The 18,539-nt window shown below is 48.2% G+C and carries 21 protein-coding genes; 8 read left to right on the top strand and 13 right to left on the bottom strand.

What is annotated here, in order from left to right:
• Nucleotides 1-141: 141 nt before the first annotated feature.
• The 5 genes from cyoD to ACRRNK_RS04540 all read right to left on the bottom strand — a co-directional run bounded on the left by cyoD (nt 142) and on the right by ACRRNK_RS04540 (nt 4,549).
• A complete protein-coding gene (cyoD, locus tag ACRRNK_RS04560) occupies nt 142-474 on the bottom strand; it encodes a cytochrome o ubiquinol oxidase subunit IV (RefSeq protein WP_433945622.1) in 333 nt (110 codons plus the stop codon).
• Nucleotide 475: 1 nt separating this feature from the next.
• The gene (cyoC, locus tag ACRRNK_RS04555; protein ID WP_433945621.1) at nt 476-1,081 is read right to left on the bottom strand and encodes a cytochrome o ubiquinol oxidase subunit III; all 606 of its coding nucleotides are present in this window, start codon (nt 1,079-1,081) and stop codon (nt 476-478) included.
• Nucleotides 1,081-3,063, bottom strand: coding sequence for a cbb3-type cytochrome c oxidase subunit I (locus ACRRNK_RS04550; protein WP_433945620.1), 1,983 nt, complete (start codon nt 3,061-3,063; stop codon nt 1,081-1,083). The genes cyoC and ACRRNK_RS04550 overlap by 1 nt, the downstream gene beginning before the upstream one ends.
• Before the next feature lie 24 nt (nt 3,064-3,087).
• Nucleotides 3,088-4,008: a ubiquinol oxidase subunit II gene (locus tag ACRRNK_RS04545; RefSeq protein WP_433945619.1), complete on the bottom strand. Its 921-nt coding sequence runs from the start codon at nt 4,006-4,008 to the stop codon at nt 3,088-3,090.
• A gap of 280 nt (nt 4,009-4,288) precedes the next feature.
• Nucleotides 4,289-4,549: a hypothetical protein gene (locus ACRRNK_RS04540; RefSeq protein ID WP_433945618.1), complete on the bottom strand. Its 261-nt coding sequence runs from the start codon at nt 4,547-4,549 to the stop codon at nt 4,289-4,291.
• A gap of 238 nt (nt 4,550-4,787) precedes the next feature.
• Between ACRRNK_RS04540 and ACRRNK_RS04535 the strand changes: the two genes are divergently transcribed.
• Both ACRRNK_RS04535 and ACRRNK_RS04530 read left to right on the top strand, forming a co-directional pair.
• Nucleotides 4,788-5,567 carry a threonine/serine exporter family protein gene (locus ACRRNK_RS04535; protein WP_433945617.1) on the top strand — a complete coding sequence of 260 codons (780 nt, stop codon included), beginning with the start codon at nt 4,788-4,790 and terminating at the stop codon, nt 5,565-5,567.
• Nucleotides 5,568-5,593: 26 nt separating this feature from the next.
• A complete protein-coding gene (locus tag ACRRNK_RS04530; protein WP_433946802.1) occupies nt 5,594-6,013 on the top strand; it encodes a threonine/serine exporter family protein in 420 nt (139 codons plus the stop codon).
• Nucleotides 6,014-6,016: 3 nt separating this feature from the next.
• On the opposite strand, the gene ACRRNK_RS04525 is transcribed toward ACRRNK_RS04530, so the two are convergent.
• Nucleotides 6,017-7,633, bottom strand: coding sequence for an S-layer homology domain-containing protein (locus ACRRNK_RS04525; protein WP_433945616.1), 1,617 nt, complete (start codon nt 7,631-7,633; stop codon nt 6,017-6,019).
• 192 nt (nt 7,634-7,825) lie between these two features.
• Here ACRRNK_RS04525 and ACRRNK_RS04520 point away from each other — a divergent pair, with 192 nt between their 5' ends.
• Both ACRRNK_RS04520 and ACRRNK_RS04515 read left to right on the top strand, forming a co-directional pair.
• Nucleotides 7,826-9,544, top strand: coding sequence for a DUF2339 domain-containing protein (locus ACRRNK_RS04520; RefSeq protein WP_433945615.1), 1,719 nt, complete (start codon nt 7,826-7,828; stop codon nt 9,542-9,544).
• A gap of 111 nt (nt 9,545-9,655) precedes the next feature.
• Nucleotides 9,656-10,633 (top strand): aldo/keto reductase, encoded by a 978-nt coding sequence (locus tag ACRRNK_RS04515; RefSeq protein WP_433945614.1) that lies wholly within the window; start codon nt 9,656-9,658, stop codon nt 10,631-10,633.
• A gap of 92 nt (nt 10,634-10,725) precedes the next feature.
• Here the strand turns inward: ACRRNK_RS04515 and ACRRNK_RS04510 are convergent, their stop codons facing one another.
• The 3 genes from ACRRNK_RS04510 to ACRRNK_RS04500 form a co-directional block, all read right to left on the bottom strand.
• Nucleotides 10,726-11,337, bottom strand: a complete 612-nt coding sequence (locus ACRRNK_RS04510) for an alpha/beta hydrolase (RefSeq protein WP_433945613.1) — start codon at nt 11,335-11,337, stop codon at nt 10,726-10,728.
• Nucleotides 11,334-12,284: a ring-cleaving dioxygenase gene (locus ACRRNK_RS04505; RefSeq protein WP_433945612.1), complete on the bottom strand. Its 951-nt coding sequence runs from the start codon at nt 12,282-12,284 to the stop codon at nt 11,334-11,336. The genes ACRRNK_RS04510 and ACRRNK_RS04505 overlap by 4 nt, the downstream gene beginning before the upstream one ends.
• Nucleotides 12,285-12,353: 69 nt before the next feature.
• On the bottom strand, nt 12,354-12,794 hold the full coding sequence (locus ACRRNK_RS04500) for a MarR family winged helix-turn-helix transcriptional regulator (RefSeq protein ID WP_433945611.1): 441 nt from the start codon (nt 12,792-12,794) through the stop codon (nt 12,354-12,356).
• A 195-nt stretch (nt 12,795-12,989) separates the two neighbouring features.
• Here ACRRNK_RS04500 and ACRRNK_RS04495 point away from each other — a divergent pair, with 195 nt between their 5' ends.
• The gene (locus ACRRNK_RS04495) at nt 12,990-13,937 is read left to right on the top strand and encodes an exonuclease domain-containing protein (RefSeq protein ID WP_433945610.1); all 948 of its coding nucleotides are present in this window, start codon (nt 12,990-12,992) and stop codon (nt 13,935-13,937) included.
• Nucleotides 13,938-14,078: 141 nt separating this feature from the next.
• Here ACRRNK_RS04495 and ACRRNK_RS04490 read toward each other — a convergent pair whose 3' ends face one another.
• Nucleotides 14,079-14,594 (bottom strand): mismatch-specific DNA-glycosylase, encoded by a 516-nt coding sequence (locus ACRRNK_RS04490; RefSeq protein WP_433945609.1) that lies wholly within the window; start codon nt 14,592-14,594, stop codon nt 14,079-14,081.
• Between the two features lie 574 nt (nt 14,595-15,168).
• On the opposite strand from ACRRNK_RS04490, the gene ACRRNK_RS04485 reads away from it, so the two are divergent.
• The 3 genes from ACRRNK_RS04485 to ACRRNK_RS04475 are packed head-to-tail and all read left to right on the top strand — an operon-like array spanning nt 15,169 to nt 16,210.
• Nucleotides 15,169-15,807, top strand: coding sequence for a hypothetical protein (locus ACRRNK_RS04485; RefSeq protein WP_433945608.1), 639 nt, complete (start codon nt 15,169-15,171; stop codon nt 15,805-15,807).
• Nucleotides 15,780-15,950, top strand: coding sequence for a YvrJ family protein (locus ACRRNK_RS04480; RefSeq protein WP_433945607.1), 171 nt, complete (start codon nt 15,780-15,782; stop codon nt 15,948-15,950). The genes ACRRNK_RS04485 and ACRRNK_RS04480 overlap by 28 nt, the downstream gene beginning before the upstream one ends.
• Before the next feature lie 8 nt (nt 15,951-15,958).
• Complete coding sequence (locus tag ACRRNK_RS04475; RefSeq protein ID WP_433945606.1) at nt 15,959-16,210, top strand: helix-turn-helix domain-containing protein; 252 nt, start codon at nt 15,959-15,961, stop codon at nt 16,208-16,210.
• A gap of 126 nt (nt 16,211-16,336) precedes the next feature.
• Here the strand turns inward: ACRRNK_RS04475 and ACRRNK_RS04470 are convergent, their stop codons facing one another.
• From ACRRNK_RS04470 to ACRRNK_RS04460, 3 genes are all read right to left on the bottom strand, one after another.
• A complete protein-coding gene (locus ACRRNK_RS04470) occupies nt 16,337-16,969 on the bottom strand; it encodes a DedA family protein (protein WP_433945605.1) in 633 nt (210 codons plus the stop codon).
• Between the two features lie 249 nt (nt 16,970-17,218).
• A complete protein-coding gene (locus tag ACRRNK_RS04465) occupies nt 17,219-17,392 on the bottom strand; it encodes a hypothetical protein (protein ID WP_433945604.1) in 174 nt (57 codons plus the stop codon).
• The gene (locus ACRRNK_RS04460; protein WP_433945603.1) at nt 17,389-18,405 is read right to left on the bottom strand and encodes a TIR domain-containing protein; all 1,017 of its coding nucleotides are present in this window, start codon (nt 18,403-18,405) and stop codon (nt 17,389-17,391) included. Before ACRRNK_RS04460 ends, ACRRNK_RS04465 begins: the two co-directional genes overlap by 4 nt.
• Nucleotides 18,406-18,539 lie beyond the last annotated feature (134 nt).

Below are 18,539 nucleotides of genomic sequence, written 5' to 3'. Positions count from 1 at the left end.
CCATAGGATCATAAATATTATCTATATAAAGAGAAAGCCGGGCCCATTATAGGACCCGGCTTTCTAATATTTGATCACCATACAGGGCGCCTTCCCGTCCTGCGCTGTAATCTGATTCAAATGATCTGGAGCTGTTTCTTACTATTGTACTGTAGAGTTGAAGGACATGATCCAGATCGATCCGCCTACAATTGTGAGTACGATAATAATCCCAACGATCAACGTCATGACGTTCCATCTTGGCTTCTCGCCTTCACGGATATGCATGAAGAAGAAGAGCTGAACGATAAGCTGAAGAACGGCCATAATCATAATTGTGATGACAGTCTGAGTTTTGTTAAGCAGACCATTCATAACAATGAAGAGTGGAATGATCGTCAGTACGATGGAGAAAATAAAACCAATCACATAAGACTTCAGTGAACCATGTCCCTCACCTGAGGCATGTTCATGTCCGGTATTATGCTGACTCATCTTACATCACCCCCATCAAATATACGACGGTGAAGACAAAGATCCAGATGACATCCAAAAAGTGCCAATACAAACTGAGGTTTGTTACTTTACGGGTAGTCACTTCAGTAACGCCTCTACGGGACAACTGAATCATGAGCCCTATCATCCATACAAGACCAATCGATACGTGAAGACCGTGTGTACCAACCAGTGTATAGAAAGCAGACAGGAATGCATTACTTGAGATCTTATGGCCTTCTTCGACCATCTTAACAAACTCATTAAGCTCCATCCCGATAAAGGCAGCGCCCAGAACCGCGGTCACGGCCAGCCAAGCGATCAGCTGCTTCACCTTGCCTTTATGCATGGCAAGCACAGCCAAACCGCTTGTGAAGCTGCTTGTAAGCAGGATAAAGGTCTCTGCGATAACCCCTGGCATTTCAAATAGCTCTTTGGCGCCAGGTCCGCCGTTCGTATGCGTATGAAGAACCGCATAGCAGGCGAATAATGTGCCGAATATCAAGATATCGGTAACGATGAAGATCCAGAAGCCAAGCACCTTCAAGGACTCGTGACTCTCGTGGGCTTCATGCGCGTGGGAATGCTCTGCTGTCGCGTGTGCCATTAGACGGTCCTCCCTCTTAAAGCTGCCTCAGTGCGTTCAATTTCATCAACCGGAATGTAATAATCCGTATCGTACGAGAAGGAACGTGCCAGCAAACAAATTGCTACCCCGATCAGACCCGGAATTGCCATCCACATCCAATCGAATACAAAGCCGAATCCGGCAGTAAACCAGCATACCGACATAATGAACGGTATCGCCGAGTTCTTCGGCATATGAATAGGTTCATACTTGACAGGTGCGGGCTTAATGCCTTTCGCTCTGTCTTCTTTGACTTTCCACCATGCGTCATCTGTAGTCACTTGCGGTTCTACCGCAAAGTTATACATTGGCGCAGGAGATGGAATGGACCATTCGAGCGTCCGTCCACCCCATGGATCCCCAGTGAGGTCGCGCTCGCCTTTTCGGATACTGTAACTGATCTGCCACACTTGGAAAATAAATCCTAGACCCATCAGGAACGCACCCACTGTGGATACAAGGTTAAGCGGTGCCCAGCCAAGATCCCAGCCAGTGTCTGATCCGTAAGTGTACAGACGACGAGTCATACCCATGAAGCCGAGTGCGTACTGCGGCATGAAGCATACATAGAAACCAATGTTCCACAGCCAGAACGCCCATTTACCAAGACGTTCGTCCAGTTTGAATCCGAATACTTTCGGCCACCAGTAGTACATCCCCGCTAGATAACCGAACACAACGCCCCCGATCAGCACTTGGTGGAAGTGGGCAATCAGGAAGTAACTGTTGTGGTATTGATAATCGGCAGGAGCTACAGCCAGCATGACACCGGTTGCCCCGCCCACGGCGAAACATGGGATGAATCCAAGAGTCCACAGCATCGGCTGTGAAATGGTAATCCGCCCGCGGAACATCGTGAACAGCCAGTTAAAGATCTTAACCCCTGTCGGTATACCGATAACCATCGTCGAGATGGCAAAGAACACGTTAACGTTCGCACTGGAACCCATCGTGAAGAAGTGGTGGGCCCATGTGAAGAAGGATACAATACTGATGAGCATCATAGAGAATACCATCGATTTATAACCAAATATCTTCTTCTTCGAGAAGGTTGCTACAACCTCAGAGAAGATACCGAATGCCGGAATAACCACGATATACACTTCCGGGTGACCCCACATCCAGATCAGGTTGACATACATCATCGGATTGCCGCCCAGATCCATGGTGAAGAAGTGAGCCCCCAGGAATCTATCCAGGAAGAGCAGAGCCAGCGTAACGGTCAGAATCGGGAACGCGAAGATGATCATGATCGAGCTGGAAAGTACAGACCAGGAGAACAGCGGCATCTTCATCATCTTCATACCTGGTGCACGCATCTTCAAGATGGTTACCAGGAAGTTGATCCCTGTTGCCAAGGAACCGATACCTGAGATCTGAATCCCCCAAATGTAGAAGTTCTCTCCGACTCCCGGACTGTGAGACAGTTCGGATAACGGCGGATAGCTAAGCCATCCGGCATCAGGTGAACCCCCGATGACAAAGGACAAGTTAAACAACATGGCTCCCATAAGGAACAGCCAGAAGCTCATCGAGTTCAGGAACGGATAAGCTACGTCCCTTGCACCCAGCTGTAAAGGTACAACCAGGTTGAACAAGGCGAACATCAGCGGCATCGCCATGAAGAGAATCATGATCGTACCGTGAGTTGTAAATACAGCATTGTAGTGATCTGCTTGAAGGAACTTCATGTTCGGCAGAGCCAGCTGTGTACGCATCAGCAGCGCATCGACACCGCCGCGGAAGAGCATAAGCAGTGAAGCGATGAGATACATGATACCGATTTTTTTGTGATCGACGGTTGTGATCCATTCCCGCCAAAGCCACTTCCACTTTTTGAAATACGTCAGAACAAAGACGATTGCGATACTCGTCAGTGCAATGGACACATCCGCACCATAAATTAGCGGATCACCGGTGACGAAAAAAGTGGAGGCGAAATCTTTAATATTTTCCCACATTACGTAACCCTCTTTCGCCTGTCATTATGGTTTTGTTGAACCGTTATAACTGCCGGAATTCATACTATCCATACTGTGATTCATATAAATACCGCCATTCTTATCAACAATTTCGGTGTACAGATCATCCGGATAGGACGAGAAGAACTCTTGTTTGGCCGTACTTGGTTTCGCCAGCTGAGTGTAACCCTCTTTGGTTAACTCCGGTGAAGAAGCCTTGACCTGTTTCACCCATTCATTGAATTCTGCCTGTGGCTTGGACTCCACCTCGAATTGCATATGAGCGAAATCCCTACCACTAAAGTTAGCACCAGAGCCGAAATATTTGCCTGGCTTGTCTGCCTGCAGCCACAGCTGCATAGCCATACCTGGCATCGAATATTCCTGACCGCCGAGCTGTGGAATCCAGAAGGAGTTCATCGGAGCATCCGATGTCAGCTGGAAGCGTACCGGAACGCCTGCCGGAATTTGCACATAGTTCACAGTCGCAATTTTCTGTCCCGGGTATTGGAACAACCATTTCCAGTCCAGTGAAGTAACCTGGATCGTAATCGGATTCGCATCCGTTACAGGGGGTTTGGCAAGCTTATACGTATCGCGCGCAGTGAAGATACCAAGCACAATAATAATAACGATTGGAATCCCCCACCAAATGGTTTCAAGCAGCTTGCTATCATGCCAATTAGGTTGATAAGGCGCATCATTGTCTGGAGTATCCCGGTATTTCCATACAATGAACACCATGAGAACAATAACTGGAATCACGACGGCCATACATATTAGTCCTGTTAGAATGATCAGCTTTTGCTGAACTTCAGCCACAGGTCCTTTCGGATCAAGCACGATGAACTTATCCCATCCGAGGGCTACGGACACTGCGATGATCACAGCATAGCTCAAGACCAGAATCGTGAGCAGTTTCCAGCCGGACCGCTTGCTTTTCATTTTCCCATCACCTCTTCATCAGGTACAGAATGAACCGAATGGATATCCAAGTTCAAGCTGTACTTATTAATATAAATTACCCATACACATCAAAGCTGTTTCAGTTTATCAGATTGCATGTGAGATTTGTCACGTGTTAACCAAATCGTCATAAATTCCTTTCCATTTGAAGGCATTATTTTCACGAAGTGTTCACAACTATTAATATGGACGCAAAAAAACCCTTTAAGACATCAGTCTAAAGGGTTTTTAATAATTTTTTATCTCGCTTGAAAGCTAATCAATTATCATTCTTATTCGAATTGGACTGAACCAGATATATCGAGGTTCCGATCGTATACACGAATACACTGGAGATCATAGCGCCAAGGCCGCCCATCAAGGCCAGATTACGGTCGTTGAACTCAGATAAGTTGAAGAGGCACAGCACAACACCGAATGCAAGGAGCGCCCAGGATATTACGGTCATATAAAAAGCAACGGTATAGCCATCATCTTTCATTTGCTGAACTTTACTGAAAGGATATACTTTAGCTGACATGTTCATCACTCCTGGTTAAATGTTGAAAGGGCTTGCTTATGAATTAAGTATACCACAAACCGCAACAAAATGTTCATAATTTGTTCAAATTATTTTTATAATTCTGTCACATTTATAACTTGCGTCACTTATTCATCACTTACCCTTTCTCCACCAAGCTAAACATGCCGCCCCCTGCTTCCACATGATATAATGTGGACGGTCAAATCGAGTTGCAAGCCAAGAGGAGTAGATCAATTTGGAACTTACCCCGGAAATTTCTAAACCAAATCATAAAGCCGATATTGACACGGCTACTGATTTGTGTCTGCTAGCCGGTAAAATCATGCTGCAAAGCGGGGCCGAAACTTACCGTGTGGAGGATACCATGACACGGATTGCCACAAGTCTCGGTATCCCCATTTCCCATAGCTATGTAACACCAACAGGGATTATATTTCAAGCGGGCAGCGAAGCATCCTCGAAGCTGATCCGGATTGCTGAACGAACCACGGATCTGCAGAAGGTGACGGCTGTGAACAGTGTCTCCCGCAAGCTCACCAGCGGTATGATTCAGGCAGAAGAAGCACATCAGGAACTGATGAGAATAGATCATGCCGCCCATGCCTTTCCCGTGTGGGTCTTGATTGCCGCGGCCTCAATTGCAAGCGCCTGCTTCATGATCATGTTCCGGGGCGGATGGCAGGATCTTCTCCCCTCCCTTGTTAGCGGGGGACTCGGCTACTCTGCCGTCATATATTTTCATAGGCTGGTGAAGGTCAAATTCTTCGCCGAATTGTTCGCCGCCTTTCTCGTAGGTCTGGTCTCCGTGCTGCTGGTCCGTGCAGGGATCGGACTCTCACTTGACAAGATCATCATCGGCTCGGTGATGCCCCTCGTACCCGGCCTTCTGATCACGAACGCCGTCCGAGACCTAATGGCTGGCCATTTGGTATCCGGTCTCTCCCGCGGAGCGGAAGCCTTTCTTACCGCCTTCGCCATTGGTGCGGGCATCGCCGTAGTGTTTATATTTTTCTAAGATGAAAGAGGTCTTCAGTTATGGTTATGGTAGCCCAGCTGGTCGCCAGCTTTATAGCATCCTCCGCGTTCACAATTTTGTTCAACGCGCCTAAGCGCTCCCTGCTTCAATGCGGCCTTGCTGGCATGCTGAGCTGGGTGATCTATCTCATGCTGCAGCCGCGCTTTGGTCCAGTTCTGGCTTCACTCTCCGCATCCGCGATTGTGGGAATGATCAGCCTGTTTTTTGCCCGATTCTATAAGATGCCTGTCATTATATTCAGTGTTGCCGGTATAATTCCTCTGGTCCCCGGCGGCCTCGCTTATGATTCTATGCGCAAATTTGTCGAGAACGAATATAACACAGCCGTCCAACTCGCTGCCGAGGCGTTTCTAATCTCGGGCGCCATAGCTATGGGACTTATTTTATCCGAGGTATTGAATCAAGTGCTCCGCAGAGGGAAGTAATCCTCAGAATGAGTACCCGGTGTACCGGTTAGCATTTCGCAGAGCCGACCAGACATCCGCGCTCTCGCTGTTCATATACCAATACGCGAAGCCCGCGATCTGGCGGCTTGCCCCCATTACATATTTCCTTGACAGGGAACGGCCATCTTCCATCCAAATCCGGTGGCGAACGCTTCCTAGCGTATATTCGGCCGTGTACTGCTGGACAGCCCCGTTCCATTTAGGATGAAGGCTATAACTTGACATCAGCTTATTCTGCTGTGCCAGAGTCAGCTCTGCCGAGGAAGCTGCTGAGCCATCTTTATTCAGTGACCAATCTCTCGTATAGAATGGAAGGGCTAGTATTACCTTCTTGGCAGAGACACTAGCAATAAGCCGATCCAGTCCGCTTTGCTGCCAAGGCAGTGAAGATACTGAACCCGCCACACTTCCCCCTCCCCAATGCTCATCGTATCCCATCAGCACCATGTAGTCCGCTGCTGTGCCCAGCGCCGCATAATCGAACGCTTCTGTCCAATCCGTCCCCAAATCTGGTGAGACACAGACGGAGAGCTTCGCCTGTTCGTTATGAAGACGTGCCGCAAGATCTTGAATAAATGAGGTCAAGCCGGATTTGTCATATGGATATATATTCTCGAAGTCAAAATTAATCCCATCCAGGCTGTAATTCCGAACCAGATCCCCAATCTGTTTGATTACTGCCGCTGACTTGACTTTATCTGCCAATATACTATGTGTGGCGTCGGCATCAAATCGGTTGCCAAGCATCGCCCATACCACCTTGTTATGCTGATGCGCCCAAGTAACAAGCGATCGGTCGACCGACTGACTGATCGTCCCATTCTTCTCCAGAAAGAGCCACCGCGGAGAAAGGGTATTCACATTCGACTTCAGGATACTCTGTTCATATTGGCTTGTGGTCTGTCCGTACTGCCAGCCCATCTCGATCCTTGAAGCAGGCAGCTGGTCAATCTTGGAGGACCAATCGCGGGTCTCCAGAACTCTTGCCATCATGACCGCCGTCTCCTGGCGTGTAATCGGATCATTTGGACGGAACGCTCCCCCATCCCCCTTCATCAGGCCTAACTCCTGTACGATGGCAATCGATGGTACAGCCCAGGCTGCCATTTCCCCTTTATCACTGAATGCTGGCGCTGTCTCGACTGTTGTATCCGATTGCTTCAAAGCCCGAACAAGCCATACCGCCGCCTCTTGACGAGTTAAAGGCTGCTCAGGAGCAAATTTAGTTGACGATGTCCCCTCGGTTATTCCGAGATCTACACCCGCCTGCACCGTACCGTAATACCACTTGCTTGCAGGTACATCCGTGAATGCGGCAACGGCTCCCTGTACCGGTTCAAGCTTCAGCAGCCTAATCAGCACAGTCAAGCTCTCGGCCCGCGTAATCGGCCTGTCCGGAGAGAACTGGGTTTGAGAGGTTCCTTTCATAATGCTCTTGTTATATAGACTAGCAATCTCGTTAGTTCCGTATGCACCGCTGAGGTCTGTGAATGGAAGATTCTCTGCTCCCGCAGAGACCTGGCTCTGTGTACCCAGAATACCGCTTAATATACAAATGACCAATAATACCGCTGTTCTCACTTTTGCCTGCCTCACCATAGCCCACCTCTTCTGAATAACTGATTGACCCCCGCAATACTATCAGAAAAAGATGGCTCTATCGATACGAAAATATTGGTAGGCAAAGCGCATACGTGGATTTGCAGACCCGAATTCGTGATATACTATTACCAAATTTATGAAAACGGCAGCAGCATAGTTGTACGGCAACTTAAAGGAGGTGCCTAAGTCTTGGATATCCATCGCCGGGTTGATGAGCTAGAGAAGAAAGTGCAGCGTCTGGAAAGACAGCTTGAACGCCTGCAGCAACACCAGAGCAAGGATCAGAAAGTGCGGCCTTTCCCGAAAACACGGCAAGAAGGCAACGTCCCCCAAGCAGATCGTCGCAATGAACCGGTATACAGTACCGTTCACTCTCACGTCCCCGAACCCCCGATTGACTGGGAGCATTTGATTGCCCGGATTTGGCTGCCGAGAGTATTTGTGCTTGTACTGCTGCTGGGCATCTTGTGGGGATTCAGTGCGGCTGTAAGCTCGGGAATTATTACCGAACCTGCCCGCTGCATAATGGGACTTGGCGCTGCAGCACTCCTGTTCTGGTACGGGGAGATTCAGTTCCGTCACAAACGCCAGGCGCTCGGCCAGGTTCTTCAGGGCGGGTCCATCGCGATTCTTATGCTTACCTTGTTTGCAGCCCATATGTTATATGAATTGATTCCGGCTCCACATTCATTCGTTCTCTATATTCTATCTATAGGGGCAGGTGTCTTCACCGCCATCCGGCACAGGTCTCAAGTACTTATCATGATTACAATGGTGGGCGGTTATTTAATTCCCTTTTTGATCCGCTCGGAGGTACCTGACGCCTGGATCTTCGCAGGCTATGAGGCGCTGTTCTCGGTTGCGATCATGGTTATCGCGGCAATATATTCATTCCGGATTTCTTACTTCACCGCCTTCTTTATGCTTCATATCCCTTTGTTCGCCCTGTATCTGGGTTCAGACACGGAAGCCATTCGTTATGCTTATTTAACTGCTTTGATGCTTCAATACCTGGGCTTATTTGTCCTCTCATTCTTTAGGCCGCTCATTCTAACCCGCGGCATCCCATTTCTATTATTCACCGGGTTCATACTGCTCTCAGGCTGGACAGCTCTCCTGTTTCATGGAGATAGAGCGATCATTTACGAGATTGTGACTGCCATCTGGGCATTTATTTACAGCATAACTGCTCTCTGGAACTTCATTTGGAAAAAAGACTACTCCATTCACGCCAGCATAGCCTCTTTCGCCTTGTTCCTCTGGCTCTTCGATGTATTACATGCTGCCGGTCTTGCCGCTGCCCTTATCACTTTGGGGACGCTGACCCTTCTGCTCGGAATGAAGCCTCGCCGAACTCTGCAGCTTGTGATAGGCGGAGTAATCTACACTTCGGGATTATTATGGTTAGCACTCCATCCTATTCAGGAAGTCATCTCACTAGAATCCGCAGCCTGGATCGTATTGCTAGGTTCTGCAGCCCTTGTTGCAAGAGTGCTAAGCGGCCTGCCTGTGCTGCCTTACTTCCTATTAAAACGTCCCGTTTGGAATTGGGCGGTTCCGATTCTGTTCCTAATATTCATGACTCAGATTGATGATGTTCTTACACGGGAGCTGGACTTTGACAGCAGGCACCTTATACTATCCGCATTATGGGCGCTGTATGCCGCAGGCATCATCATCTCCGGCAATGTTCTGAAGAAGCGCAGCGTAAGAATGGCAGGGATCTTCTTCTTGTTCCTGACGCTGGCCAAAGTCATCTATATCGACCTTCCAGGTGTATCTATAGCAATCAGAGCTATTCTGTTCATGGGTCTCGGTGCGGTTGGAATTGCGGTATCCCGGCTGCTGTACAGACGAATCCCACCTGAGCACGATCAAGGCAGCACTTCGGGCCCTCCATCTACGTAAGACGCGGTTTTACAATTCTGATTCCGTTGCTTTCTTGAAAGGCCGTTCTTCAAGCTGTATGTTTAGAGAGACCGATTAACATCCTTGAATAACTATGGAGGTATGGTAACTATGAGAATTATGCCGCTTGAGAAAAGAGGAATATCAACGAGCCGCCTTATTCTGGGCTGTATGCCGTTTGGCGGGGAATGGAACGATGCGCCAATCACCCAGGAGCATGTGCTTCAAGCTGAGAAAGCGGTGGATGCCGCATTATCTATCGGCATATCCATGTTCGACCATGCAGATATCTATACCCGTGGCAAGGCGGAACAGACCTTTGGCCGAATTCTGCAAGCCAGACCGGGGATGCGTGAACAGATTGTCATTCAGTCCAAGTGCGGAATCCGCTTTGGGAACGAGGATGTTCCTGGCCGATTTGATTTCTCCAAGGAACACATTCTGGAGTCTGTGAACGGAATTCTTCAGAGACTTGGCACGGACTATCTCGATGTTCTGCTCCTTCACCGCCCTGATCCGCTCGTAGAGCCGGATGAAGTAGCCGAGGCTTTCGGCAAGCTGAAATCCACAGGCAAGGTACGCTACTTCGGAGTCTCTAACATGAATGCAGCCCAAATCCGCTTCCTGGAGCAAGCTCTCCCAGAGCCCTTGGTCGTTAACCAGCTGGAGCTCAGTCTGGAGCGGCTGGATTTCCTGGATCAAGGCGTTCATGTCAATCAGAAGGCCGGAACCTCGGTGGGCTTCTCCGAAGGCTTAATGGAATACTGCCAATTAAGCCATATTCAGATTCAGGCTTGGGGACCCCTTGCACAAGGCAAATTCTCGGGACGGCCCTTGGAGGATCAGCCTGAGAATATCAGAGCGACTGCAGCGCTTGTTCAGCAAATGGCTCATGATAAAGGGACCACTCCCGAAGCTATTGTACTCGGCTGGCTAATGCGACATCCTGCCAAGATTCAACCGGTTATTGGCACGATTAATCCCGAGCGGATTCGAGCCTGCCGGGATGCCGAGAGCCAGTCGCGAATGATGACCCGGGATGAATGGTACAAGCTCTATGTCTCCTCCCGGGGAGTCAATCTGCCATAACTATCCAGAGATAAATACGACCAAAGCACAAGAAGCCCTGATCACCCGATCAGAGCTTCTTCCTTATTTAAATGAAATCAGGGTTAACAGGCTCAAGATGTGAACTTATTCTGATACCATGCCGCCGCGGCGTTCACTTCTGTCTGGGTTAGCTGATGTCCACGCTGTTCCCAGTGAACTTCTACCGAGGCATTCGCCCCTTCCAGCAGTGAAGCCAATTCCTCGGTCTCTGCAGGCGGACACATCATATCATTGGACCCTGCTCCAATAAAGATGGGGATTCCAGTTAAGTCAGGCAGCTGAATGCCTCGTCGCGGAACCATAGGATGATGAAGTATCCCCCCTCTTAGAGTGTTCGGATAATGGAACAGTAGACTACCCGCAATGTTAGCCCCGTTGGAGTAACCGATGGCTACGACATTACTCCGGTCGAATCCGTACTGAGCCGAGGCTGTATTTAGAAAAGTGTTCAGCTCTTCGGTCCGAAAGATCAGATCCTCTTCATCGAACACCCCTTCTGCGAGCCTGCGGAAGAATCGCGGCATGCCGTTCTCCAGTACATTCCCGCGAACACTTAGGTAGGATGCCTTGGGATCTATCAGTCCCGCAAGGGGAATCAGATCCTGCTCTGTCCCCCCGGTTCCATGAAGCAGCAGAAGAGTTGGGGCCGAGGAATCCGTACCCTTTTTAAATAAATGAATCATGATTGATCGCCCTCCAGTACACGGACTTTGAATGGAAGAAGGCCTGCTTCGATCTCAGCCCGATGCGGCTCGAACCATTCCGGCAGCATCAGCTTCTCACCCAGCGCTTCCGCAGGTTCATCGTTATCGAAACCTGGTGTATCCGTAGCAATTTCGAATAGAATTCCCCCAGCTTCACGGAAATACACGGCATTGAAATACTGGCGGTCGACAATAGGGGTAGGATTGAATCCATGCTCAAGAACATGGGCTCTCCATTTGGCATGATCCTCATCGTCCGCGGCACGCCAAGCAATATGGTGAATCGTACCGCTTCCGCCTCTTCCAAGCTTCACCGGTTCCGAGTTAACGTCAACTATATTACCCAAATCTCCATACGATTGATAACGAACCCAGCCATCTTCCTCGCCCACTTTAGTTAGGCCCATTACATTCCCGAGCAGATCCATCGTCTTAGCTGGCGCCATACTTAGAAGCTGTGCACCGCCAAACCCTTTGATCGCCTTGTTCGCAGGGACACCGCCAAATGACCATTCACTCTCAGCGCCCTCTGCGCGTTCCACAATTTCAAGCTGCAGTCCATCATAGTCTTTGAATTTAAGATAAGACTCGGAGAATCTCCGTGAGGCCACTGCCGGTACACCCAGCCGCTGCAGACGATCCTGCCAGAAGGACAACGCACCTACCGGTACAGCAAAGGTCACCGTTCCAACCTGACCACCGCCCACTTCGCCGAGACGGGATTCAGGCCATGGGAAGAATGTAATGGCTGTTCCCGGGCTGCCAATCTGGTTACCGAAATATAAGTGGTAGACTTCCGGCGCATCAAAATTAATAGTCTGTTTCACCAATCTGAGTCCAAGCACCCCCGCATAAAAGTCAACGTTCTCCTGTGGATCCCGAACAAATGCGGTGATATGGTGAATTCCTGCGGTTTTTTGTGTCATCGTGAACACTCTCCTTAAATAGTTTTAAATTAATTATCTTCAATTTAAGATTTATTATAAAAAAATAGGTTATATGGATCCTTTGGCTGATTTACCAAGTTTCTTTAACATGGTAATTGTCGTATTCTTCTCTTCGGCTGACAGACCCTTCATTAAGGATTCAATCACTTCTGCATGCTCAGGGAAAATCTGATCGAACAACGCCTGACCTGCCTCCGTAATTTCAGCATAGGTTACTCTCCGGTCATCCGGACAGGGAACCCGCTTAAGCAGCCCTTTCTTCTCCAGCTTATCGATATTGTAAGTAATACTTCCACTGGTCACCAGAATCTTGTCACCAATCTGCTGGAGTGGAAATTGCCCTTTATGGTACAGCAGTTCAAGTACAGTAAATTCAGAAGTAGACAGTCCATACTTCTTCATATCTTTGACCGCTTGATCCATAATGATCTTGTAGGATTTGGACAAAACAACCAGCAGCTTCAACGATAGCTCTTGATCGCTATTCATAAGCGTTCCCCTCCGATCACATAAATATTTATCTTAATAACAATTATCTTTAATTTAAGATAATTATACCTCCAAGATGATCACCTGTCAAATACTTCTTAGAACATTCTGTATTATTATGTATTCCTTATTAGAAAAACCAAATCTATTTCGTGTAAAATAGAATCACATACTAGAAAGTGTGGTGACACATCGATGAATTTTGTCTCTATTGATTTTGAGACGGCGAATATGAGGAACCGGGGCAGCGTGTGCGCTGTGGGGATTGTGGTCGTCAGAGACGGTGAGATCACGGAGGAGTTCTATTCCCTTGTCAATCCGCTGGATGACTTTGATCCTTATGTTGTTCAGATTCACGGGATCACCGAAGACATGGTAGAGAACGCTCCTACTTTTAAGGAACTTTGGGGCTCCATTGGACCTTATCTTAACAACCAGATTGTTGTGGCGCATAACGCCGCTTTTGATATGAGTGTGCTGAGGCACTGCATGACCTTACATGAGCTGTCAAGCGATGGCTTCAACTATTTATGCTCCTACCTGCTTGCCAAAAGAATATGGCCCGGGCTAACCAGCTACCGGCTTAATTCCATAAGCAGGCATCTGGATCTGGATGCCTTCCGCCATCATGACGCACTTGAAGATGCAAGAGCTGCCGCACTTGTATTTATGAAGTGCATGGAGACAGCCGAAGCTTCGCTTGCTCCCGAGCTCGCTGCCCGGTGCGAATACCGGCTGGGCTCCATTCTGCCGGACTATACCCATATCACATTTGCCTCAACCCGCAGCAGCGGGGGCAGTGTCAGGGCCAGCCAGATTGCCCCCTCCGTATCGGAGTTCGATGAGAATCATGCCCTTTATCGTAAAAATGTCGTCTTCTCCGGCACGCTCGGTTCGCTGTCCCGCCGGGAGGCGATGCAGCGGGTGGCTGATGCGGGAGGACTCCTTGCGGATCAGGTGCTGCCCAATACGCACTACCTAGTCGTGGGTTCCAAAGACTATGTGAAGCATCAGAATGGGACCAAGAGCAACAGCAAGATTCGAAAGGCCGAGAAGCTATCCTCCTCTGGCCGAAAGATCCGAATTCTACCGGAGGAGGAATTCCTGCCCTTGCTCAGCTCATCCTGTGGTGCTCCCAAGTAGTCACAAGTGTCAAACAGCCTTGGCCGATTCACGGCCAAGGCTGTTTCGCGTACTGGCAAGCGACTCAGAAACGATTCACAATTAGTGCCCTCTATTGCCGGGGCCGCAATGCCCCAGCATTACTGCCGGCTATTACCGTACCTACTCCCACTCTGGAGAGACGAATGACTTCAGCCTTCGGTAGATTTCTATAATCTCCTCCATCGGCATTCTGACCAGGCCGCTTGAAGAGGGAGCTACAAATTCATGAATTCCTTCCATGAAAGAATCCGGCTGGAAGCCCCAATGCACCTTCGTCCTGCGGGTAAGCTCCGTATACACCCCTTTGCCAACGAAACAGGCAACCTGCGGCCGGAAATGCTCCAGCTTGCTCTTCAGAATCTCCCGGCCAGCTCGGTATTCCTCCCGGGAGATATCCTGAACACCACGGGTCGGTCTGGCTACAATATTCGTGAAGCCATACCCAAGCTTAAGTAACTCCCGATCCTCGGAAGCCTCATATAGCCTGGGCGTCAGTCCCGACTTATGCAGAATTCTCCAGAAGTTATTGCGGGGATTGGCATAGTGATGCCCAACTTCCCCTGAGCGCAGACTAGGATTGAAGCCAATAAAAACAATTTGAAGACCATAGTCAAGATGATCGGCAACTTCGTTCATGGGATACCTCCTCCTCATCTGAAAACAATTAACCATATGAAGTGAATGATAGAGCTGTTCATACGTTTTGTGAGAGAAATCTCATTTACAAAATTGATGGCAGCAAGTAAAATAGGTTGTTTTTCCCAAAACTTAGGACACTTTATTACTATAAGCTAAATATATGGAATGACAATGGATGCTTCTTTCATAGCTCACTGTGTATTCCAAAGGCTTAAATAAATAGAGGGAGGGGTTGTTGTGGCAGGTTGATGATTCTGATAACTGAAATCCATGCCGGTCGCTTTGCCCTAATTAGCTTGGCTCGATTCACTGAAATGCCACCACTATTTGCCGCCCCTCCCAGCTAAAGTCCTTCTATTTGCATGAGTGATAACCAGTCTGTAGCCTCATGCCATTTAATTCCATTTGTGAAATAATCTATATCTAATGACTTTTCATATTTTTTTTCGCTCAAACAAGAACGTATGTTCAAATACAGGTTTATTTTGGATAACATGCTAATATCTTATTAATAGGGTCGAATGCAAGAGACGATGCCTGGTCATTCATATAATGAAGGGGGTTTAGACTTATGAAAGTAAGAGCTTTAACCCGCGATGAGCTAAATATTTTTGAGAAATATGCAGCCGTACATGAAGCCGCCTTCCGCAATCCTGTCATTAAGTCCTTCTTCAGCCACACGCCCCATGTCGCTATTTTGGTAAACGCTATCAAAGGCCATATAGAAAGCTGGGACCGGCTCCAAGAGGCTTTCCGGCAGCATTTGTTTCAGCTCCGTTTTGTAAGATATATAGCATCGATCGTCCAGTTGTCCACTATTTCCTTTATCCGGTCCACCCACAGGATCCATAAGCGCAATCCGCTAATTATTGACCAGCCCCGCTCTGAGGAAAGCGGCGGTAATGACTCTATCCTATTCGATTATGGCCCATCTGTGGATTACTATTTCAAGGAATATTCGGCCTTTGCCGAGAACATTGAAGATGAGAAGCTGTACGGCTCCTTTCGCCTATTAACCCACAAGCAGCAGCAGATTGTGCTAATGTCTTATGTTCTATGCTACAGGGACACGGAGATTGCAGAAAGTCTTCAGGTGAGCCCGCAAGCGATATTCAAGACACGCCAGTCAGCGCTGAACAAACTCCGCTCCTCCGTCCGTCCAGATAAAGGAGGTGATGAAAAGTGGATGAAGCACTGCTCAATTTCCTGATGCACGCCATTAACAATGTCGGTTTTCCCATCGTGGTTAGCGGGTATTTGTTCTTCCGGTTTGAAAAGAAACTGAGTTCGCTGGATCATTCTATCCAAGAATTAGATGCAGATTTCCACAACCTAAATAGAGCAAAGGAGTAGCACGCAAAATGGAGAATGATACACTTCTTGATCTGGTGATCAAGGCCCAGCAAGGGGATCGGGACGCGCTCTATCAAATCCTTCACCAGTTCTCTCCGCTGATTAAGAAACACAGCAGAATGGCCCACCCCTCCGATCAAGAAGATCTGGAGCAGAGTATACACGAAAAGCTAACCGAGAAGATTCTGTCGTACGACCTCAGTCGTATCCCAAGCTTCACGGATTTCATAAGTTCTCTCGATCGTGATGAGACGAAATAGAACGGCCAGCTATATACAGAAAGGGGGACCAGCCTAGGCCGGGTTCCCCTTAACTCATTCGATTAGGGCTTAATCACAAGGTAAGTCCCCAAGATACTTTATGTAAAGCTCCACTTCATATCCTCCTTAGTCCTGTTCCTTCTGACGGCTTAAGGCTCTTAACCAATGGCGAATAGCCCCGAAGTTCTTCTTGATCAAGAGCCCTAATATCACCACAATCACTCCCGCAACAATAGCGACTGAGGAATACTGGGAGATGAGGTGAAGCAGCAGCTCTATTTTCTGCCCGAATATCTTGCCGATCATGACATAGGTCAGAACCCACAGAATCCCGCCTGTGCAATTATACAAGATGAAGGTGCGCAGTTTAACCCTTAGAATACCAGAGAAATAGCCTGTAAAATGCCGTAAACCAGGGACAAAATAGCTGATTAGAATGAGCTTGTCACCATATTTGCCGAACCAACTTGTCAGCTTGATCATTCGGTCCTCATTAAGAAAAAGGTATCTTCCATATTTCTCGAAGAAGGGCGTTCCCAGCTTGTAACCTAGAAGATAGGTTAACAGCGTGCCGACTACAGCTCCGCTGTAAGAATAAGCAATAATTAAAGGAATGCTGAAGCTTCCGTGCGTAGATAAGTGACCTGAAATCGCCATCGCCAGCTCCCCCGGAAAGGGGATAGCCAAGGACTCCGCAAATAATCCGAGAAATAAAACGAAATATCCATAGTGTTCAAAAAGATTACTGATCCACTCCATACATTCGCTCCTAACAAGCTGAAATTGCTCCAGATTTTACATTTATTGTATCGATAATTGTCTGGATCTGTAATTGGCTGTGGTTTAGTCTTTGAACTGGACTTTGGTCTTGGAAGTGGCCAGACCTCCCTCGCCGTCCCGTATGATTTAAAGGCCAACTATACAAAAAAAGGGCTGTCCCTCGCACGCATACTCCGTGCTTAGAACAACCCTTTTATCTTAAATGTACAACGTCATCTTAGTATTAATTTAGATCCGATATACCGGCTTATCATACTCCGCCTTACGTTCAAAAAGAACCGTGAACGCCTCTTCATCTTCCCCATCCAAGGTAGGAGCCAGCACGATCTTCAAATGACCAGGCAGCAGAATGGGACTCTTCAGTCTGTATCTTCTGAAAGTCATTCTTGGTCTGGATTTCATGTCGTTTCCCCTCCCAGCAAATCATGGATTGAATCAAGCAGCGTCTTATTCACATAACAGATCGTCTCGAACAACGTCTCATTCACCTGGACGGTACCTTTCAGATGGATGGTGAATACATACCTCTTAGCTAGAGGATAACATAAGATATATTCCTTCACAATGGATTTACGGTTACGTTGGCTAAAAGATACATTTCCGCTCAGATGCACATCAACCACGTGAATGATCTCGTGCGCCGCCTTCTTATCCTGATTCACTTCGAGTGAATATTCGCGTCCAAGCTCGCCAATCCCGTCACTGCCTACCTGGCGGATCACCCGCTCCTCTGCCTTGAACAGCGCCGAACCACTGACGGTATATGGGGCTGCTACGAAGGACAGACGCAGCGCGCGGCATATCCGGTTATACAGCTCGGTTCCCATGGAGGGTTTATGATTGAGTTCTTCGAAGAAGCCGATAATTCGCAGCAGGCGCTCGCGTTCTTCCACGGACTGCCTCAGCAGCTCCGCAGGGTCTGTGTTCTTGGAGCCCAGCTCCGTAAACCTCGCGCCCATCTTACTGCAAGCTACCCCAACTGAAGAATTCCAGTTCTTAGGATTGAACTGATAGGTTAGCGTGGTCATGCCAAGAAGATCAGAAGGCGTGCGGAATCCGTCTACTTGCATCTCCTCGTCTGCTTCCTGAACTGGAATGCTCGCCGGGAGAAGGAAGAAGACCCGCTCTCTGCCCAGCCGGCTCCAGAACAACCCCATTTCAAATATCGTATTGTCTCTTGCCGTATAATATAACTTTCCCCTAATCGAGGTGACATCGTCCGGATGAAATATAAATACAGCGAAATCGCTCTCACGAATCTGGATCTCCAAATCCTCCATTGTATAACGTCCCGCCTGAAAAACTCCCCTGTGCCAAGGGGTAACCAGTGCGAAGTGCTCCAGTTCTTCTTGAACAGCATTAACAATCGGAATGGCTTCCTTTGATGAGCCGATAAATACAGACGGTCTACTCATGTTATCCCCCAAATCCCCATAATCCCTCATTTGGAATATTATAGCATGCAAGAGTCGTCCAAAGACACGGAGAACTAGGAAGTAGTTGGTGAGATCCGAGCTTCATTTCTTGTGATGAGTCGAACGCCAGTTAG

This window comes from Paenibacillus sp. SN-8-1 (genome assembly GCF_050995535.1).
GTDB lineage: Bacteria > Bacillota > Bacilli > Paenibacillales > Paenibacillaceae > Fontibacillus.
Note: the sequence above shows the minus strand (reverse complement) of the source record. Positions and strands in the feature narration are given on the sequence as shown.

What these genes read in the sequence shown, in the direction of transcription:
- cyoD (WP_433945622.1), bottom strand. Translation starts at nt 474, where the DNA reads ATGAGTCAGCATAATACCGGACATGAACATGCCTCAGGTGAGGGACAT.
- cyoC (WP_433945621.1), bottom strand. Translation starts at nt 1,081, where the DNA reads ATGGCACACGCGACAGCAGAGCATTCCCACGCGCATGAAGCCCACGAG.
- ACRRNK_RS04550 (WP_433945620.1), bottom strand. Translation starts at nt 3,063, where the DNA reads ATGTGGGAAAATATTAAAGATTTCGCCTCCACTTTTTTCGTCACCGGT.
- ACRRNK_RS04545 (WP_433945619.1), bottom strand. Translation starts at nt 4,008, where the DNA reads ATGAAAAGCAAGCGGTCCGGCTGGAAACTGCTCACGATTCTGGTCTTG.
- ACRRNK_RS04540 (WP_433945618.1), bottom strand. Translation starts at nt 4,549, where the DNA reads ATGTCAGCTAAAGTATATCCTTTCAGTAAAGTTCAGCAAATGAAAGAT.
- ACRRNK_RS04530 (WP_433946802.1), top strand. Translation starts at nt 5,594, where the DNA reads ATGGTAGCCCAGCTGGTCGCCAGCTTTATAGCATCCTCCGCGTTCACA.
- ACRRNK_RS04525 (WP_433945616.1), bottom strand. Translation starts at nt 7,633, where the DNA reads ATGGTGAGGCAGGCAAAAGTGAGAACAGCGGTATTATTGGTCATTTGT.
- ACRRNK_RS04515 (WP_433945614.1), top strand. Translation starts at nt 9,656, where the DNA reads ATGAGAATTATGCCGCTTGAGAAAAGAGGAATATCAACGAGCCGCCTT.
- ACRRNK_RS04510 (WP_433945613.1), bottom strand. Translation starts at nt 11,337, where the DNA reads ATGATTCATTTATTTAAAAAGGGTACGGATTCCTCGGCCCCAACTCTT.
- ACRRNK_RS04505 (WP_433945612.1), bottom strand. Translation starts at nt 12,284, where the DNA reads ATGACACAAAAAACCGCAGGAATTCACCATATCACCGCATTTGTTCGG.
- ACRRNK_RS04500 (WP_433945611.1), bottom strand. Translation starts at nt 12,794, where the DNA reads ATGAATAGCGATCAAGAGCTATCGTTGAAGCTGCTGGTTGTTTTGTCC.
- ACRRNK_RS04495 (WP_433945610.1), top strand. Translation starts at nt 12,990, where the DNA reads ATGAATTTTGTCTCTATTGATTTTGAGACGGCGAATATGAGGAACCGG.
- ACRRNK_RS04490 (WP_433945609.1), bottom strand. Translation starts at nt 14,594, where the DNA reads ATGAACGAAGTTGCCGATCATCTTGACTATGGTCTTCAAATTGTTTTT.
- ACRRNK_RS04485 (WP_433945608.1), top strand. Translation starts at nt 15,169, where the DNA reads ATGAAAGTAAGAGCTTTAACCCGCGATGAGCTAAATATTTTTGAGAAA.
- ACRRNK_RS04475 (WP_433945606.1), top strand. Translation starts at nt 15,959, where the DNA reads ATGGAGAATGATACACTTCTTGATCTGGTGATCAAGGCCCAGCAAGGG.
- ACRRNK_RS04470 (WP_433945605.1), bottom strand. Translation starts at nt 16,969, where the DNA reads ATGGAGTGGATCAGTAATCTTTTTGAACACTATGGATATTTCGTTTTA.
- ACRRNK_RS04465 (WP_433945604.1), bottom strand. Translation starts at nt 17,392, where the DNA reads ATGAAATCCAGACCAAGAATGACTTTCAGAAGATACAGACTGAAGAGT.
- ACRRNK_RS04460 (WP_433945603.1), bottom strand. Translation starts at nt 18,405, where the DNA reads ATGAGTAGACCGTCTGTATTTATCGGCTCATCAAAGGAAGCCATTCCG.